The sequence below is a fragment of the Aquimarina sp. MAR_2010_214 genome (assembly GCF_002846555.1).
Lineage (GTDB): Bacteria > Bacteroidota > Bacteroidia > Flavobacteriales > Flavobacteriaceae > Aquimarina.
In genome coordinates this window covers 4589766-4607167 of record NZ_PJMS01000001.1, presented here as the reverse complement: position 1 = coordinate 4607167, position 17402 = coordinate 4589766, and the positions used below count along the sequence as shown (strand labels likewise).

15 protein-coding genes are annotated in these 17402 nt (G+C 32.7%); 12 read left to right on the top strand and 3 right to left on the bottom strand.

Annotation, left to right across the window (positions count from 1 at the left end):
* Positions 1 to 58 precede the first annotated feature (58 nt).
* From ATE84_RS19620 to ATE84_RS19610, 3 genes are all read right to left on the bottom strand, one after another.
* Positions 59 to 1798, bottom strand: coding sequence for a SulP family inorganic anion transporter (locus ATE84_RS19620; protein ID WP_101449578.1), 1740 nt, complete (start codon positions 1796 to 1798; stop codon positions 59 to 61).
* Positions 1799 to 1864: 66 nt separating this feature from the next.
* Positions 1865 to 2500 carry a Crp/Fnr family transcriptional regulator gene (locus tag ATE84_RS19615; protein WP_101449577.1) on the bottom strand — a complete coding sequence of 212 codons (636 nt, stop codon included), beginning with the start codon at positions 2498 to 2500 and terminating at the stop codon, positions 1865 to 1867.
* Positions 2497 to 2895, bottom strand: coding sequence for a DUF983 domain-containing protein (locus ATE84_RS19610; RefSeq protein WP_101449576.1), 399 nt, complete (start codon positions 2893 to 2895; stop codon positions 2497 to 2499). Before ATE84_RS19610 ends, ATE84_RS19615 begins: the two co-directional genes overlap by 4 nt.
* 681 nt (positions 2896 to 3576) lie before the next feature.
* Between ATE84_RS19610 and ATE84_RS19605 the strand changes: the two genes are divergently transcribed.
* The 12 genes from ATE84_RS19605 (at position 3577) to ATE84_RS19550 (ending at position 17381) form a co-directional block, all read left to right on the top strand.
* On the top strand, positions 3577 to 5217 hold the full coding sequence (locus ATE84_RS19605; RefSeq protein ID WP_101449575.1) for a TldD/PmbA family protein: 1641 nt from the start codon (positions 3577 to 3579) through the stop codon (positions 5215 to 5217).
* 32 nt (positions 5218 to 5249) lie between these two features.
* Positions 5250 to 6566, top strand: coding sequence for a TldD/PmbA family protein (locus ATE84_RS19600; protein ID WP_101449574.1), 1317 nt, complete (start codon positions 5250 to 5252; stop codon positions 6564 to 6566).
* 133 nt (positions 6567 to 6699) lie between these two features.
* The gene (locus ATE84_RS19595) at positions 6700 to 7320 is read left to right on the top strand and encodes a DUF4159 domain-containing protein (protein WP_101451111.1); all 621 of its coding nucleotides are present in this window, start codon (positions 6700 to 6702) and stop codon (positions 7318 to 7320) included.
* A gap of 10 nt (positions 7321 to 7330) precedes the next feature.
* Complete coding sequence (locus tag ATE84_RS19590; protein WP_101449573.1) at positions 7331 to 8347, top strand: MoxR family ATPase; 1017 nt, start codon at positions 7331 to 7333, stop codon at positions 8345 to 8347.
* Positions 8344 to 9240 carry a DUF58 domain-containing protein gene (locus ATE84_RS19585; RefSeq protein ID WP_101449572.1) on the top strand — a complete coding sequence of 299 codons (897 nt, stop codon included), beginning with the start codon at positions 8344 to 8346 and terminating at the stop codon, positions 9238 to 9240. The genes ATE84_RS19590 and ATE84_RS19585 overlap by 4 nt, the downstream gene beginning before the upstream one ends.
* 1 nt (position 9241) lies before the next feature.
* Positions 9242 to 10540 carry a BatA domain-containing protein gene (locus ATE84_RS19580; RefSeq protein WP_101449571.1) on the top strand — a complete coding sequence of 433 codons (1299 nt, stop codon included), beginning with the start codon at positions 9242 to 9244 and terminating at the stop codon, positions 10538 to 10540.
* Positions 10537 to 12768 (top strand): tryptophan-rich sensory protein, encoded by a 2232-nt coding sequence (locus ATE84_RS19575; RefSeq protein WP_101449570.1) that lies wholly within the window; start codon positions 10537 to 10539, stop codon positions 12766 to 12768. The genes ATE84_RS19580 and ATE84_RS19575 overlap by 4 nt, the downstream gene beginning before the upstream one ends.
* Positions 12761 to 14524, top strand: a complete 1764-nt coding sequence (locus tag ATE84_RS19570) for a hypothetical protein (RefSeq protein ID WP_101449569.1) — start codon at positions 12761 to 12763, stop codon at positions 14522 to 14524. Before ATE84_RS19575 ends, ATE84_RS19570 begins: the two co-directional genes overlap by 8 nt.
* A gap of 118 nt (positions 14525 to 14642) precedes the next feature.
* A complete protein-coding gene (locus tag ATE84_RS19565; protein ID WP_101449568.1) occupies positions 14643 to 15101 on the top strand; it encodes a small multi-drug export protein in 459 nt (152 codons plus the stop codon).
* Positions 15102 to 15227: 126 nt separating this feature from the next.
* Positions 15228 to 15728, top strand: a complete 501-nt coding sequence (locus ATE84_RS19560; protein ID WP_101449567.1) for a GTP-binding protein — start codon at positions 15228 to 15230, stop codon at positions 15726 to 15728.
* Positions 15729 to 16258: 530 nt separating this feature from the next.
* A complete protein-coding gene (locus ATE84_RS19555) occupies positions 16259 to 16765 on the top strand; it encodes an OmpH family outer membrane protein (RefSeq protein WP_158237305.1) in 507 nt (168 codons plus the stop codon).
* On the top strand, positions 16737 to 17381 hold the full coding sequence (locus ATE84_RS19550) for a hypothetical protein (RefSeq protein ID WP_233195851.1): 645 nt from the start codon (positions 16737 to 16739) through the stop codon (positions 17379 to 17381). The genes ATE84_RS19555 and ATE84_RS19550 overlap by 29 nt, the downstream gene beginning before the upstream one ends.
* Positions 17382 to 17402 lie beyond the last annotated feature (21 nt).

The window sequence follows — 17402 nt, the reverse complement described above, 5'->3', positions numbered from 1 at the left end:
TTCATTTTTAAAGGTTTATACTATAAAGGTACTTTGGATTCTATTCTTTTACAGTTACTTAGGTTACAGAAGATGATTTTTTTGTCTGCTGAGAAATTTTTTCTTGTATGGCAGTCTTTTCACTAGGATTATTACAGTGGTCATATGCTTCATAAACTTTTACAAAAAGATTTTCTTTACCTATAATATTGATCAGACCACTACTAAATATAATATCCCGAGTAGGTCCTATTGCCCCGGCAATAATAAACTGAATATCTTTGTTTTTGAGATCTTTTACAATCTGTTTGAGTACATGAACAGCACTACTGTCTATGTAATTTATGGCTTCTGCATTAAGAATAATGGTTTTAAGCTCTTTTTCCTTTAGGTCTACCTGTTTATAGAGTTCTTTTTTGAAATAATCTTTGTTTCCGAAGTATAGTTGAGCATCAAAACGGATAACCAAAATGTGGTGTTGCATTTCAATATCATTGCTAAAACGATTAATGTTTTTGAAATAATTGGTGCCTTTTATTTTTCCTAAAATCGCAATGTGAGGCTTTGAAGTTCTATAAACCACTATCAATAAAGAAAATAGTACTCCTGATAATATACCTTCTTTAATACCTATAGTAAGGGTAATCAAAAAGGTGAGGATGAGGAGACCAAATTCGTCTTTTCTGTTTTTAAAAAGAGCAATAGGATATTTTATATCGATCAATCCAAATACTGCTACCATGATTATAGCTGCCAGAATCGCATTGGGTAAATAATAAAATAGGGGAGTGAGAAATAATAAAGTTAATCCAACCACTACAGCACTTATAATTGGAGCTATACCTGTTTTTGCACCAGCTTGATCATTAACTGCTGTTCTTGAAAAGCCACCTGTAGTAGGGTAGGATTGAAAAAAAGAACCAATAATATTAGAAGCTCCCAATGCAATTAATTCCTGATTCGGATTAACTTCATATTCTGTATGTTTTTCTTCTACAGCTTTGGCAACAGAAATAGCCTCCATAAAAGCAATAAGAGCTAAGGTAAGAGCAATGGGCACCAATTCTGAAACTCTTGAATAATCAACAGAAGGTATCCCAAATTCTGGTAACCCTTTTGGTATTACACCAACAATTTTTACACCCATATCATGGATACCCGAGGTATAAACACCAACGATTCCGAGAATAACAATAATTAAAGCTGCAGGAATTTTTTTGTTTATTTTTTTTATGATTTTAATAAATACAATTGCTAGAATACCGATAGTTAAGGTTAAAAAATTAGTTTCATCTATGGTTTTGGATGCATTATATAATAAGATATGCACCTGGTTACTTCGTTCGATTTCTGTTCCTAATAGATGTTTTAATTGGCTAAGTCCAATTATGATTGCAGCTGCAGAAGTAAAACCGCTTATGACAGGTTTAGATAAAAAATTAACCAAAAACCCCATTTTTAACAATCCCAGGATAAGTTGAATACTACCCATAAAAAGAGAGAGAAAAATCGCCATGGATATATATTCTTCAATACCCAAAATTGAAAGTGCACCCAATCCAGATGCTACAAGCAGGGAATCCATGGCTACGGGACCAACTGCCAATTGTCTTGAAGTACCCATAATAGCATAAATTATTTGAGGAATCAAGGCAGCGTATAGTCCAAATACTGGAGGAAGACCTGCGATCATAGCATATGCCATTCCTTGTGGAATTAACATTATACCGACGGTTAAGCCTGCAGCAATATCTCCTGATAAAAATGATTTTTTATAATCTGGAAGCCATTGAAAAACAGGAAAATATCGTTTTAACATGTATGTGCGATTTATAACTAAAAGTAACTGAACATAAATATATGACCAGTAACATTGGTTGCATAACTATGATAAATCAAGAATTTTGATATAATTTCTATGTAATTCTATTTTATCTATTTGTTCTAATTTTTTTAATAAGCGAGATATAACTACCCTAGAACTATGTAGCTCTTGTGCAATTTCCTGATGTGTATTACGAATAATATACTCATTATTAACTCGTGCTTTTTCCTTTAGGTAATTAACCAGGCGTTCATCCATTCTATCAAACGCAATACTATCTAAAGTGATAAGGAGTTCGTTTAATCGATTATGATAACTTTCAAAAACAAAATTTCTCCAGGACTTATATTTAGCTGTCCATTCTTCCATTTTTCTAATGGGAATCATAATAAGTTTGGTGTCTACTTCAGCTATTGCTCTAATCTCACTACGGGTTTGGCCAATGCAGCAAGTCATTGCCATTGAGCAGGTATCACCTCGTTCTAAGTAATATAATAGCAATTCGTCTCCTTCTTTGTCTTCTCTAAGTATTTTTACAGCACCAGATACAAGCAATGGCATTCCTTTGATGTAATCTCCAATCTCAATCAATTTATACCCTTCAGGAACTTCTCTAAAAGTTCCGACTTGCAGTATATCATTTATCAAAGCATTTTCAAATTGGCGTCCGTAACTGTTTTTTAACTCTTGAATCATTTGGGGTCTTGTTTGGTTTTAGCCATAGATGCATCATAGGTAAAGAAAAAATTTGCCCAAATCAACTTTGAAACAGCTCCGATGTATGGCATTAAAAGTATAAGAGATGTAACAATGGTGATAAAAATGTACATTGGAGTTAGATTTAATCCAAATAGCTGTATTAGAATAAAAACCGCGATGCTTATGGCTATACCAACGGCATAAGAAACATACATCGAACCATAATAAAAACTGGGTTCTATACTATATTTTAACTGACAGGAAGGACATCTTTTTTTTACTTTATTGAAGTGTTTCAAATGATATGGGTTAGCTTCTAGAAATGGTCCATTATGACATCTAGGACATTTTAAAAACAAAATACTATACAATTTTGAACCTTTACCAAACATGTTGATGAATTTTGGATAAAAGTAAAACATCATAAAAATAATATCAGTAACAAAGGTTACACAGCTAAGGATGAATTTTATTAAAAGATAAGATGTTGGTATGACTTCTTATATGTATAGGTTAATATTGTTTTTGTGTTGTAAATGAGTAGATTATATAGTGGTATTTTGTGTTTCTGATAACAATAATGTTAAAAAAATAAAAGTTTAACAAAATTTTAAATCTGTTAAAATCTGGAGGATCAGGTATTTTATGAGTAATTTTTTGAATATGTTTTAGAGGAATTTCATTTTTTTATCTTGTTGATTTTAAGGTTTTTATGTTTATTTTTTTTGAATTCTGTTATTTTTTTGAATGAAAATTCTTACTCCTTTTTTAACATTTTTTGGCATTCTTGTTATTTGACATAAATTTTCTACTTTTAGTGCAATACTAAAAATAATAAGTGAATTTAATTAGCTTCTTTTTGGTATGATATGATTTTTAGCTTGGGGTGATCATAAAGAATAAAAACGCTAATACTTTTTCTTAAGTTGTTTCTGAAATAACAACAAATGTATTTCTTGCAAAAAATGATATATACTAATGAGTTATGTTTATAAATTTAAAACATAGTATACATTAAAATAGTAAAGATCATAACTAAATAAATATTCATTCAATCAAAAAAGGAGGTTTATATGAAACGAAGAGATTTTGTTAAATACGCCGGACTGGGATCTAGCGCATTAATGATGCCATCCATGCTTATGGGAAATAATATTTCCGCAGAAGCTTTGCTAAATCCGGGGATGGATGTCGCAATCAAAAAAAGCCTTGCTGATATAGCATTGAATACTGCCAAAACTTTGGGAGCATCATATGCAGATGCAAGAATAGGTAGATACCTGAATCAATATGTATTTACTAGAGAAGATAAGGTTCAGAATGTAGTAAATACAGAATCTTTTGGGATTGGTATTAGAGTTATCGCCAATGGTACCTGGGGATTTGCTTCTACCAATAATGTAACTGAAAAAGGGATTAAGAAAGCAACAGAACAAGCGATTGCCATTGCAAAGGCAAACTCAAAAATTCAAAAAGTACCTGTAAAACTAGCTCCGGTAAAATCTCATGGAGAAGTTACCTGGAAAACGCCTATTACAAAGGATTTCAAGAAGGTACCTATTTCAGAGAAAGTAGATTTGTTACTTAGTGCTAATGCAGCTGCAATGAAAAATGGAGCCAATTTTGTGAATTCAGGCCTTTTTATGGTGAATGAACAAAAATATTTTGCATCTACAGATGGATCATATATAGATCAAGATGTTCATCGTATATGGCCAACATTTACGGTTACTGCTATTGATCGCGCTAATAATAAATTTAAATCACGTCAGGCAATGAGTGCTCCTATGGGAATGGGATATGAGTATATGGATGGTTTGGATTCAGAAAAATTAGACGGACCAGCAGGAATGAAACTGTACAGGGGTAGTTATGATATGATAGAAGATGCTAGTATAGCAGCCAAGCAAGCTAAAGAAAGATTGAGTGCCAAATCAGTAGATGCTGGTAAGTATGACTTGGTATTAGAGCCTAATCACTTAGGATTAACCATTCATGAATCGGTAGGGCATCCTCTAGAATTAGATCGGGTATTGGGGTATGAAGCAAACTATGCAGGTACAAGTTTTGCTACTCTTGATAAATGGAAAACCAAAAACTTTAAGTATGGTAGTGATATTGTAAATCTGGTAGCAGATAAAACACAAGTTGGATCTCTTGGAGCTGTTGGGTATGATGATGAAGGAGTAAAAACAAAGCAATGGGATCTTGTACGTGATGGTGTGTTAACCAATTATCAAGCGATCAGAGATCAGGTTCATATGATAGATCAGAATGAATCTCATGGCTGCTGTTATTCTCAGAGTTGGAATGATGTACAATTTCAGCGTATGCCTAATGTTTCGTTAGAACCAGGTAAAGAGAAGTATAATGTTAATGACATGATAAAAGATGTAGAAAAAGGAATTTATATTGCAGGTAGAGGTTCGTATTCTATAGATCAGCAACGATATAATTTTCAGTTTGGAGGTATCGCTTTCTACGAAATTAAAAATGGAGCGATTGTAGGAATGTTAGATGACGTTGCTTATCAATCTAATACACAGGAGTTTTGGAATTCTTGTGCCAAAATATGCGACAAAGATGACTATAGGTTATTCGGATCGTTCTTTGATGGTAAAGGACAGCCTTCTCAGATAAGTGCTGTATCACACGGAAGTTCTACTACCAGATTCAATAATGTGAATGTGATTAATACAGGTAGAACTATTTAAAACATCTTTTTCCAACAATTAATAAAAACATCATGGCAATATATACAAAAGAAGAAGCAAAGCAAATTATGGAAAAAGCATTAAGCTTTTCTACTGCTGATGCTTGTGAAATAAATATGAGCGGAAGCGAAAGTGGTAATATCCGCTATGCACGTAATACAGTTTCTACTGCGGGTCATCGATCTAATCAAAATTTGGTGGTACAATCTAATTTCGGAAAAAAATCGGGGACGGCTACAATTGATGAGTTTGATGATGAATCCTTGAAAAAAGTAGTAAAAAGGGCAGAAGAGTTAGCAAAACTTTCACCAGAAAACCCTGAGTTTATGGAAGCTTTGGGGCCTCAAACTTATGATAAATCAATAACTTTTAACAAGACTTCGGCCAATATCTCACCAGAGTATCGTGCTACAGTAGCAAGTAGTAGTATTGAGCCCGCCGCGGCAAAAGATGTTACAGCTGCTGGGTTTTTTAATGACTCATATGGGTTTAGTGCAATAATGAATTCTAAAGGGCTTTTTGCATATAATCAATCTACGAATTCTGATTTCACTGTTACAATGAGAACTAACGATGGTACAGGATCAGGATGGGTATCTCGTGACTTTAATGATGTTAATAAATTTGATGCGGTAAAAGCTTCTAGTATAGCGATAGATAAAGCAGTAATGTCAAAAAAAGCCAAAGCTATTGAGCCAGGAAAATATACCGTAATTCTAGAACCTGCGGCATCAGTTGGTTTACTGCAAAACATAGGAAGTGCTCTCAATGCACGAACCGCAGATGAAGGGCGTAGCTTTATGTCTAAAGAAGGGGGAGGAACCAAATTAGGAGAAAAAATCGTAGACGAACGAGTAAATATTTGGTCGGATCCTTTAAATCAAGATGTTCCTACTAGAACATGGAATGGCGCAGGGCAACCTTTAAAGAAGATGAATTGGATAGAAAATGGGGTAGTGAAAAATTTGGCCTATGGCCGTTACTGGGCAAAAAAGAAAGGAGTCGACCCAGTACCTTTTCCATCTAATTTTATTATGCAAGGAGGAGATGAATCTTTAGAAGACCTTATTAAAGGAACCAAAAAAGGAATTTTGGTTACCAGATTATGGTATATCAGAAATGTAGACCCTCAAACTCTTTTATATACAGGTCTTACCAGGGATGGAACGTTCTATATCGAAAATGGAAAAATAAAACATCCGGTAAAGAACTTCAGATTTAATGAGAGCCCGATTATCATGCTCAATAATCTCGAAACACTCGGTAAGCAAGTTAGGATAAATGGTAATTTAGTGCCTTATATGAAGGTGAGAGATTTCACATTTACGAGTTTGTCTGATGCGGTATAACTTTAATTAATAACATAAACTGGTCGTTTTGCTTAGCTTCATGATGACCAGTTTTTCTTTCGTAACTATTCTAACTTCTAGCTTTAAGATTTTGTGGGTTAGAGTATTTATGAAAGTCAAAATAATAACTGCATTGAGTAATAAGTTTTTTTTTACAAGATTGCAATATGAGTCGGGAGATTGGGATGTAGATCAAAGAATGCCTTCCAACCTTTTAAACTCTCTAGTGGAGTACACTACCTTAAAAGTAGATACGCAAGAAAAAATTATATCCCTGAGTAGCGATGAAATATTCAAAAGCCCATTTTGCTACATATCTGGGCATAAACTAGTGCAATTTACAAAGAAGGAAAGAGAGAATTTTGAGAAATATGTTAAGAACGGTGGGTTTGTATTTGCAGATGATTGTAATCATGATATTGACGGTTTATTCTCAAAATCATTTGAACGGCAAATGGAGGATATCTTTGGACCTCAACAATTAAAAAAAATCCCTAATAACCATGAGATATATAACGTTTTCTTCGAATTTGAAGATGGCCCGCCCACTACGTCTCAGGAACTTAACGGATGGGGAGATGATCTTGTACATGATTATTTAAAAGCTATTGAAATTAATGGCAGGATAGGGGTTCTATTCAGCAATAAAGATTATGGTTGTGAATGGGACTATGATTTTCGAAATAAACGATGGTATAAAATTGATAATACCCGATTTGGGGTAAATATAGTGATGTATGCATTGACATCATAAAAGAAGGTGTATGGATAAAAATTTAGCAAGTATTGAGCAAGAGGTGAATGTACTTACAGAGAAGCTTACGAATTTAAAAAAAGAAATTGGTAAGGTAATTACAGGGCAGGAGGAAACCGTAGAGCAATTACTTATTACTTTTCTGGCAGGTGGACATGCATTGTTAGAAGGAGTTCCGGGATTGGCAAAAACATTAATGATAAGAACATTGGCACAAGCCATTGATTTGAAATTTAAAAGAATACAATTTACACCAGATCTAATGCCATCTGATATTATTGGTACCGAAATACTTGAAGAAGATTATAGTACCGGAAAGAAATTTTTTAAGTTTAATAAAGGGCCCATTTTTGCAAATATTATTTTGGCAGATGAGATTAACCGAACCCCACCAAAAACTCAAGCGGCACTGTTAGAAGCGATGCAGGAATTTGAGGTGACATATTCTGGTAAAACCTATGCTCTTGACAAGCCATTTTTTATTCTCGCGACTCAAAATCCTATAGAACAATCAGGTACATTTATGCTCCCAGAAGCACAACAAGATCGTTTCTTGTTATATATAAAAATTGGATATCCCAGTGAGTTAGAGGAAACTACTATTTTAAAAAATACTACAGGTACCAAAAAAGAAACACTTAATAAAGTAATTACAGGAGAGGATATATTAAGATTACAAGACCTGGTAAGAGAAGTACCCATTAGTGATGATCTTATCACATTTGTCAGTAAGCTAATACGAGCAACACGGCCAGAAACCACTACAAATGCATACGTAAAAGAGTGGGTGAATTGGGGAGCAGGTCCAAGAGCAGGCCAGGCAATGATATTAACAGCCAAAGCACGTGCTTTGATGAAGGGACGCTTATCGGTTACACTTGAAGATATAGAACATGTAGCTATACCTGTATTACGCCACAGGGTTATTGTAAATTTTAGAGCAGAATCCGAAGGGATAATATCAGATGAGGTTACTCATCAACTATTAAAAGCTATTCCGGTAGCTACAAATGGAAAAAATAAGTGAAACAGGATTATCATCAATTATTAAAACCAGAACTTATAAAAAGTGTATCTGGACTAGCACTTATTGCACGTGTAATAGTTGATGGATATCTGTCTGGACATAATCATAGTAGAAGTGTAGGTCCGGGAATGGAGTTTAGTCAATTTCGTAATTATGAACCAGGTGATGATTTGCGATTGCTGGATTGGAAAATGTTAGCCAGATCAGGAAGATACTATATTAGACAATCGGAGATAAAAAGTAATATTGCCGTAAAATTTATTGTAGACGCCAGTACTTCTATGCTTCATAAGGAAGAAGGACTGACTAAAATGGATTACGCTAAAGTTTTAGTGGCTTCATTAGCATACCTGTCTCAAAACCAGGGAGACGCTGTAGGACTTTTTGCACTTAATGATCATCGTTTATACAGTTTTTACCCTAAGGTTCAAAAACAACATTTTAATCGCTTAATGCTAGAATTGATTAACATTGAGAACGAAGGAAAATGGCCAGAAGATCCCAATACATCAAAAAACCTTCATGATCGAAGTCACAAAGAGTTGATCTTTTTTATTACTGATTTATATGAACATAGTGAAGAATTAACCTCCTTTGTCAAACGTTTAAAAACACCTAAAAACGAAGTGATAGTATTACACTTAATGGGTAAAAATGAGCTAGAGTTTGACTATAAAGGTACGGTCACATTTGAAGATCTGGAGACAGGAGCAAGGCGTAAGGTAGATGCTAAGATAGCAAAAAAACAATACCTTATTGCATTAGAAGAAATGATGAAAAACACAAAAAACACTCTGTTAGCCAATGATATAGGTTATCATTTGTTTAAGTTGAATGAAAATATAGGAGAGGCTTTACAAGTATTTCTGAAGAAACGAAATAAACTAATTTGATATGTTTTTTCTCAATCCTACATATCTATGGGCTTTATTGGGACTTATTGTACCGATAGTCATACATCTATGGAGTAAGAAGGAAGGAAAAACAATTAAAATAGGAAGTATTCAACTACTTGATGAGTCAGATTCAAAACAAACGAGTAGTATTCAAATCAATGAATTGTGGCTTTTGTTACTGCGAATACTATTGATTGGTATACTTGTTTTTCTCATCGCTGGACCGCAGATAAAAAGAAAAATTACTAAAGTGCCCGTCACTTATATTGTAGAACCTTCTCTAGTACAATATGAAGAGGTAAGTGCTATTTTGGATACAATAGGGACTGAAGTGCCAATACGGCTATTACAATCAGGTTTTCCGGAGTATCAAAACGATCCATTACCTAAAACCTCTACCATCACTCCTAAGTATTGGCAATTAGCTAAAGAAATGGAAACATTAGAAACAGATAGCATTGTAGTTTTTACCAATGCATTCACATCGGGTATAAAAGGAAAGAGGCCACGGGTTCATAAAAATATATCATGGATAATTCTAGATCCTGGAAAACCAATTAAGAATATCCTTAGTGCTGTTAAAAAAGAGAATACAATAGAGTTCCTTTCTGTATCAAGTGATGATCAACATTTATCTTTTGATAAAGAGCTTGTTGCTATGAATAGTAATCAAATCGAGTTTAATAAAGAGATGGATAGTGTAATTTTTCTGGTAAACGGAAAACAAGAACAGTATCCTCTTATTACAGAATCACCTGTTAGGATATTAGTATTTTATGAAGACAACTTGTCTAATGAAAAGGCATATGTTGAAGCTGCTTATAATGCATTATCAAAATATCTTAACAAACCTATTGATGTACATACAGTACAGAATAGTGATACGATACATCTGGATTCTTTTAAGGCAGTAATATGGTTAAGCAAAGACGTAATTCCAAAAACATCTTCGACAGTACTTCTTTATAAACCAGATGATTTATCTCATAGCATTATAGAAAAAGGGCCTTCAAAAGATGTTTTCTACCTTACAAAACCTCTTAATACAGAACATGTTGTAAATGAGTATTTTGCAGAACATTTACTGGCGATGCTCAATCTTAATGAAAATCTGGAAGAAAAAATAAGACGGTATGATAAACGAGTTTTACATACAGGGGAATTACTTCCGATAGCTGCGGATTTTAAGCAAAATAAAGAGAATGCTACTATTTTAGATATTTCTAGATGGCTATGGCTTTTATTAATACTATTATTGATAACGGAGCGTATCGTAGCAAAATATAGAAAGCAATGATGGAGTCGGGCGGAAAAATATTAGTTCGGTTTAAAAAGCGTTGGCAATTAATGCTATGGATAGAGATTTTGTTGTACGCATTAGGACCTGCTATTCTTGTGTATTTCTTGTTTTTAAATCCAGTATTTTCAGTTATTACTTTGGTATTTGGGATTGCACTGATTACTGTTTTTATGAAACCATGGAAACCGGGTTTGAAAAAAGTGAGCAGTTATATTGATCAACATCTTGATGTAGCTGAGTATAGTACAGGTCTTTTGTTATTGCCCGAAGAGCAGCTTTCTAGCTTGGCAAAATTGCAACAACACAAGGTAACAAAACAGCTTGTTGACAAGATAAAAACTATAAAGCCTCCAAGTCATTTGCTAAGAGGAAGTACTATTATGGGCCTATTTATATTTACTGGCTTTTTAATACATCAGTTTCATATCCTTGATCATTTACAACGGTCACAAGAACCAAAAACACAACCAGAAGAGATCATTTTTAAACCTGTAGATTCAATAATTTCAACTCAACAACCTAGATTAGAAAGTCAGCTGTTAACCATACAATACCCTGCTTATACTGGGAAACCTTCGCTTAAGACTTCTAAAATGGAAGTAAAAGCTGTAGAAGGATCACGATTGTTCTGGGAAATAAAATTTGACACCAAAATTAAAAGTGTAAATATGGAGAGTATGGAAAATAGCTATCCTATGAAGTTGACTGATGATGGGTATATAAGAACTTCAATTTTAAATACATCAGGGTTTTATAATTTCAAATTCACTGATATGCAAGGAGTTTCATATGCATCTGATTTATATTCGATTGAAGTTATAAAGGATAAAAGCCCAGATATAAAAATTACAGATTTGAAACAGTTTACTTCCTTTTCTTATGATGAAAACAAAAGAATAACATTTACAACCTCTGTTACCGATGATTTTGGTGTCGCAGAAGTATATATCATAGCGACAGTTAGCAAAGGATCTGGTGAGTCTGTTAAGTTTAGAGAGGAAAAATTAGATTTTGACAGCAAAGTATTTAGAGGCCGTAAAAATCTTAGCTTATCAAAAAAAATAGATCTGGATCAAATGAATATGGAGCCGGGAGATGAGCTTTATTTTTATATTGAAGCACTAGATCTTAAGCAACCCAAACCCAATACCTCAAGAAGTGAAACCTTTTTTGCGGTTATAAAAGATACAATTTCTGATGAATTTGCAGTAGAAGGAACGATGGGAGTGGATCTAATGCCTGATTATTTTAGAAGTCAACGCCAATTAATTATTGATACAGAAAAACTCATTAAAGATAAGTTGAAGCTATCAGAAAAAGACTTTAAATTTAAAAGTAATGAATTAGGATTTGATCAAAAAGTATTACGCCTTAAGTATAGTGAATTTATGGGGGATGAATCAGATTTTGGGGCAGCAAATCAGGAAAATACAGCAATGCCTGAAGAAGAACATAGTGATGAAGAAGAACATAGCGATGAAGATCCTTTGGCAGCATACACCCATGATCACGATAATGAAAATGAGCATAACCTAGTGCCTCAGGATGAAGAAAAGGATGGCAAGAAAACTCATGACCCTCTACATGAATATTTACATAATCATGATGACCCAGAAGAGTCAACTCTTTTTACACAATCTTTAAAAAGTAAATTAAGACAAGCACTTAATGAAATGTGGGATGCAGAGTTGTATTTACGGTTATATACTCCCGAAAAATCCCTACCATATCAATATAGAGCACTTAAATTGATTCAGGAAATAAAAAATAGTGCTCGAGTCTATGTACATCGTATTGGTTTTGACCCTCCACCAATTAAAGAAGATAAGAGACTAACAGGTAAAATTGACGAAGTGTCTAATTATAGAAAAAAGGAAGAGCTAAAACTACCAGAAATATATCCTTCTATTCACAAGACGGTTTTGAGACTTGAGCAATTGATATCTAATAAAACTTCAATTACCAATGAAGATAAACTTCTTTTTGAACAGGCAGGAAATGAATTAGCTGCTAAAGCTATTGAAAATCCAGGGAAGTATTTAAAGACCTTACAACAGTTAAAAAAGATTACCGAAGACAGAGCAATATCATCTTCAATTTTGACCGAAGTACAGAAAGGTTTGTTTTATGCGCTTCCCGAATTACAGCCTAACCCGTTTAAAAAGAAAATGTTAACAAGTGAAATTAATGAATTATTATTAAAAGAACTTGAAATTCATGATTGATCAAATAACTTTTTTGAATGAGAATTGGATATGGCAAATCGGTATTGGAGCGGTAGTGCTATGGTTGATTTTTGGGTGGAAAGAATGGTCTCGGTTCGGGAAACGTAGGTTTTGGGTAAATATAGTAATAGCCTTTTTGGCAATTACCTCACTTGTTATTATAGCCCTAAAACCTGCAATTTCTACTGTTAATAATGTAGTTGCTAAAATGATTTTACTTACCGAGGGTTATGATCAAGAACAATTGGATAGCTTGGAGAAAATTCATAAAAAGCTAAAAATATATAATTATAAAGCTAATCATTCTATTTTTGATGATGTAAACACTCCGGATTCTGTTTTTATACTAGGATACGGTGTAAAGCCTTATGACCTCTGGCAATTGGATAATTATAAGGTTAATTACCTGGGGAAAAACATACTTTCTGGAGTAGTTAGGTTTAAATATCATTATAAAAATAGTGTAGGTGAACGTCAGGTATTTACAGGATTATATGCAAATCCTCGAAAAGGGAATATCCTTGTTTTAGAAGGCCCAGGAGGAGCAGGTTTAGACTCAGTTTCTTTAGCACTTGATAAACAACAAAAATTTCAATTAGCAACTAACCTTAATGTAAAAGGAAACTATCTTTTTTCTCTAGTTGAAAAAGATTCTTTAGGGAAAATTCTATCTAGAGATCCTATACCTATAGTTGTAGAAGAGAATACTCCTTTAAAAATAGTAGTGGTAAATGGTTTTCCGACTTTTGAAACAAAGTATCTTAAAAACTACCTGGCACAAATGGGGCATGAAGTACTTGTTCGAAGTCAGATCACCAAAGGAAGGTATAAGTTCGAATATTTTAATATGGAAAGAATGCCTTTGGGAGCCTTTTCTAAAAAGAATCTAGAACCTTTTGATCTTGTTATCATTGATGCCAATTCACTTAAAAATTTGAGCAGAAAATCACGTACCGCCTTAGAGAATTCTGTAAAAGAGAATGGTTTGGGTATTTTTATCCAACCAGACCCTAATTTTTTTAGATCTTCAAAAAGTTTAGGAGGTTTTGAATTTATTTCAGAAAAAAATACAGAAACCAGATTAGATGATCAGAAAAAAAAAAATTTTTCTAAATACGCTTTTGTGTTTAAAGATGAACTTTTACTACAACGTATTCATTCTAAACCTAACACTAAAACCATATCGGGATATAAACACATCGGGAAAGGTAAAATCGGAACCACTGTGTTAGAAAATACATATGAATTATTATTAAATGGTCACACTACTGCTTATCAACAAATATGGGCTAAACTCATTACTAGTTTAAGTAGTAAAGAAACTTTACCAATAGAATGGGGAGCAACATCAATACTTGCATATAAGAATCACCCTTTTGCCTTTGATGTGAGAACATCAATATCAAAACCAAGAATCAAAATTAATAAAAAATATGGTGTTTCGATGCGTAGAGATATTGAGATACTAAACCTATGGAAAGGGGTTACTTATCCTAGAGACCTTGGGTGGAATATCCAGTTTTTGGAACAGGATACAACAAAAACATTTCAATATTTTGTAACAGATACATCTTATTGGCAATCACAAACACGATATAAGACAATTGAAGAAAATAGAAGATATTATAAAAAATCGTTGAAAAAAGAGATAGTCCAGCACTATACTATACGGCCAATACCACTTCTAGGTTTTTATCTTTTGTTTTTATTATGTGTAGCATATTTGTGGCTGGAACCTAAGTTATCGAAGTTGTAAAAAGAGTTTTGTTGTTAAAATTAGAGTTATGAAGATAATTTAGACCTTTTTTAAGATTGATAATTGTCGAACAAACCATTTAGAATATTAACTTTGCATGCTGTAAGAAAAATTGTTTGTGATTCGAGATATAGTTATTGCGGTTTTGTGGAGTCTATCTCCCTTTGGAGAGGCCAAAGTTGGAATTCCCTATGGTATGCTTAATGGATTGAATATCTATTTGGTATTTGTCTTATGTTTTTTTGCTAATGTATTGGTATTTCCATTGATGATGTTTTTTTTGGAAAAGATGAACACCTATTTGCTTAGGTGGAAATTTTATAAAAAAGCTGCGATATCTGTAGCACGAAGAGCAAAATTAGGATCAGGGAGCAAAATTCAAAAACATGGATTTTGGGGACTTCTTTTATTTGTTATGATTCCAATTCCTGGTACTGGTGTGTATGCAGGAAGTATTGCTACGTATTTATTCAAGGTTAAAAAACGAAAAGCTTTTGTAGCCAATAGCGTCGGGATATTCTTTTCTTCTGTTATTGTTTGGGTTACAACATTACTTACTATGAAGGGAATTGCTTAAACTTTCATATCATATAATTAAATTTTACTGCATAGTTCTGACAGATTCATAATGAGTTTCCTAAAACTGATAAAAATCATTAATAAAAAATAAAAAATATAGTAACATTGATGCTTAAATGCATTTATGGAAATCTCAAATGATATTGTTTTACGGCCTAGGTTTTTTCAGAATTTAGATATACCATCAGAAGAAGCACTAGAAGCTTTTGAAAAAACAGCTAAGACTTGTCAGGATTTTAAAGTAAGCCGAGTAGATCATCACATTTTTATACGTATTCCAAAAAAAGATCAGCATTTCTGGTCTCCTCAACTTCATCTCGAGATTTATGATATTGATGAAAAGCAACCACAACTAAAAGGGCTTTTTGGACCGAGTCCTACAGTATGGACGCTTTTTATGTTTTTACATTTTGTAGTTGCTACATTATTTATCGCAACCGTAGTTTGGATGTATGTTAATATACGACTAGATAAATCTTACTTAATTCCTGTAATCACTCTGTTTTTTCTTTTTATTACTTGGTTTGTACTCTACTTTGCTGGCCGTTTAGGAAGACAAGCTGGTAAAAAGGAAATGCATACACTGTATATTTTTATGGAGAACACATTAAATTCAGTAAGATAAAAAGTATCGTAAACTAATAGGTCAATAAATTACTTCGTAGTATTTAATTTGTTATATACATGTCTATATAGTACTTCATATTTTGAAGTAATATAGACTTAGTTGTAGACCTTTAGTTATCCTCAAAATGCCCTAAAGAAGGGACTCTTCTTTACTTCTTCAAAATTATTTTTATTTTTTTTTACTCAGTCCCGAAAAATGGAACTAGTAACTATTAATATTGTACTCGAAATAGAGATTAAATGTAAACGATCGTATAAAATCAAAAATATTGGAGTGAAAATAGAAGGTAAATTACCTTTTTATTTAACAAACATATTTTGACTGAACCATAAAGGTTTGATATGTAGATTTATAATTATGATCTCATGAAATTATGATAAGAAATGTAGCTGTAGAAACGTGCATTTTTGAAAAAAAGAAGAGATTATATCTCTTGTCATAGATATTGGCAGATTACTATATATATAGTAGTTTTGGCGCTTTTAAAAAAATAGGCTTAATACTTTTAAAACTAAAAATTTACAATATTGAAAAAGAATCACACAACTTTTCTATTGATATGTAACGTCTTGTTATTGATAGTAATTTTTACAGCATTTTATTTTTTCAAATCTTCTAGTACCGATGTTGTCTATGTCGACAATGTTAAACTTTTTAATGGCTTTAATATGTCTCAGGATTTAGGAAAAATTAATAATAAAAAAATTACAAAACAAAAAAAGAAACTAGATAGTCTATATACAATCTATTCTATTTTAAGAAAGCAAGAGAATAAAGAAAAAGCTCTGGAATTAGAAATGCAATTAAGGACAGAAGATCAAGAGTTAAAAAAAATGAATGAATACCTCTCTAAAGATATAAGTCAAAAAGTTTGGACTAGACTAAATCAATATGTAAAAGAATATGGTATAGCAAATCAGTGTAAGATTATATTAGGAACACAAGGTGTAGGCAATATAATGTATGCTCAAGAAGAAATTGATATAACAACAAAAGTATTAGAATATGCAAATGCCAAATATGAAGGAAACTAAAATAAAAGCACTGGTGTTTTGTATGTACAAGAAAAACACATGGTTTGTTTTTCTAGGGATACTATTGTTTTTCTCTTCTTGCATAAAAGATAGTAAAACTCAAGATTCCAAAATAGAGTATAAACTATTCAATTTAGAGAATTCTGGGTGGAAATCTAAGTCTGTTTCTCATTTTTTGTCAGATATAGAATACAAAGCCACATTAGTCCCTTTACAATATTATATTTTGAAAAATGAAGGAAATCATGACCTTCATAAAGTTGATTCTATATATGAGTCCCTTAAAAGAGAACGAATAATTGAAATAGAATTTCAACAAGAGCAGGAAGATGATTTGTTGAAATCTGAATATACAAATCTTGATTATGAATCAGCAGTAAAATACATGTCTTTTACAATAGAAAATGATTTTAAAGTTGTCACGCAATCAGGAGATACGATCCCTTGTTTAGGCACCACATTCGAAAGGAATTTTAAAGTAGCTCCTTTTAAAAGATTGTTGTTGCATTTTGACAACATTTCACCAGAAGAAAACATTAAACTAGTGTATCAGGATCACTTGTTTGGAAACGGAATACTAAAATTTAAGTTTACAGAAACACCTATTAAGTTATAACATTATAACACCCTTAGTTAT

What these genes read in the sequence shown, in the direction of transcription:
- ATE84_RS19620 (WP_101449578.1), bottom strand. Translation starts at nt 1,798, where the DNA reads ATGTTAAAACGATATTTTCCTGTTTTTCAATGGCTTCCAGATTATAAA.
- ATE84_RS19615 (WP_101449577.1), bottom strand. Translation starts at nt 2,500, where the DNA reads ATGATTCAAGAGTTAAAAAACAGTTACGGACGCCAATTTGAAAATGCT.
- ATE84_RS19610 (WP_101449576.1), bottom strand. Translation starts at nt 2,895, where the DNA reads ATGTTTGGTAAAGGTTCAAAATTGTATAGTATTTTGTTTTTAAAATGT.
- ATE84_RS19605 (WP_101449575.1), top strand. Translation starts at nt 3,577, where the DNA reads ATGAAACGAAGAGATTTTGTTAAATACGCCGGACTGGGATCTAGCGCA.
- ATE84_RS19600 (WP_101449574.1), top strand. Translation starts at nt 5,250, where the DNA reads ATGGCAATATATACAAAAGAAGAAGCAAAGCAAATTATGGAAAAAGCA.
- ATE84_RS19590 (WP_101449573.1), top strand. Translation starts at nt 7,331, where the DNA reads ATGGATAAAAATTTAGCAAGTATTGAGCAAGAGGTGAATGTACTTACA.
- ATE84_RS19580 (WP_101449571.1), top strand. Translation starts at nt 9,242, where the DNA reads ATGTTTTTTCTCAATCCTACATATCTATGGGCTTTATTGGGACTTATT.
- ATE84_RS19575 (WP_101449570.1), top strand. Translation starts at nt 10,537, where the DNA reads ATGATGGAGTCGGGCGGAAAAATATTAGTTCGGTTTAAAAAGCGTTGG.
- ATE84_RS19570 (WP_101449569.1), top strand. Translation starts at nt 12,761, where the DNA reads ATGATTGATCAAATAACTTTTTTGAATGAGAATTGGATATGGCAAATC.
- ATE84_RS19560 (WP_101449567.1), top strand. Translation starts at nt 15,228, where the DNA reads ATGGAAATCTCAAATGATATTGTTTTACGGCCTAGGTTTTTTCAGAAT.
- ATE84_RS19550 (WP_233195851.1), top strand. Translation starts at nt 16,737, where the DNA reads ATGCAAATGCCAAATATGAAGGAAACTAAAATAAAAGCACTGGTGTTT.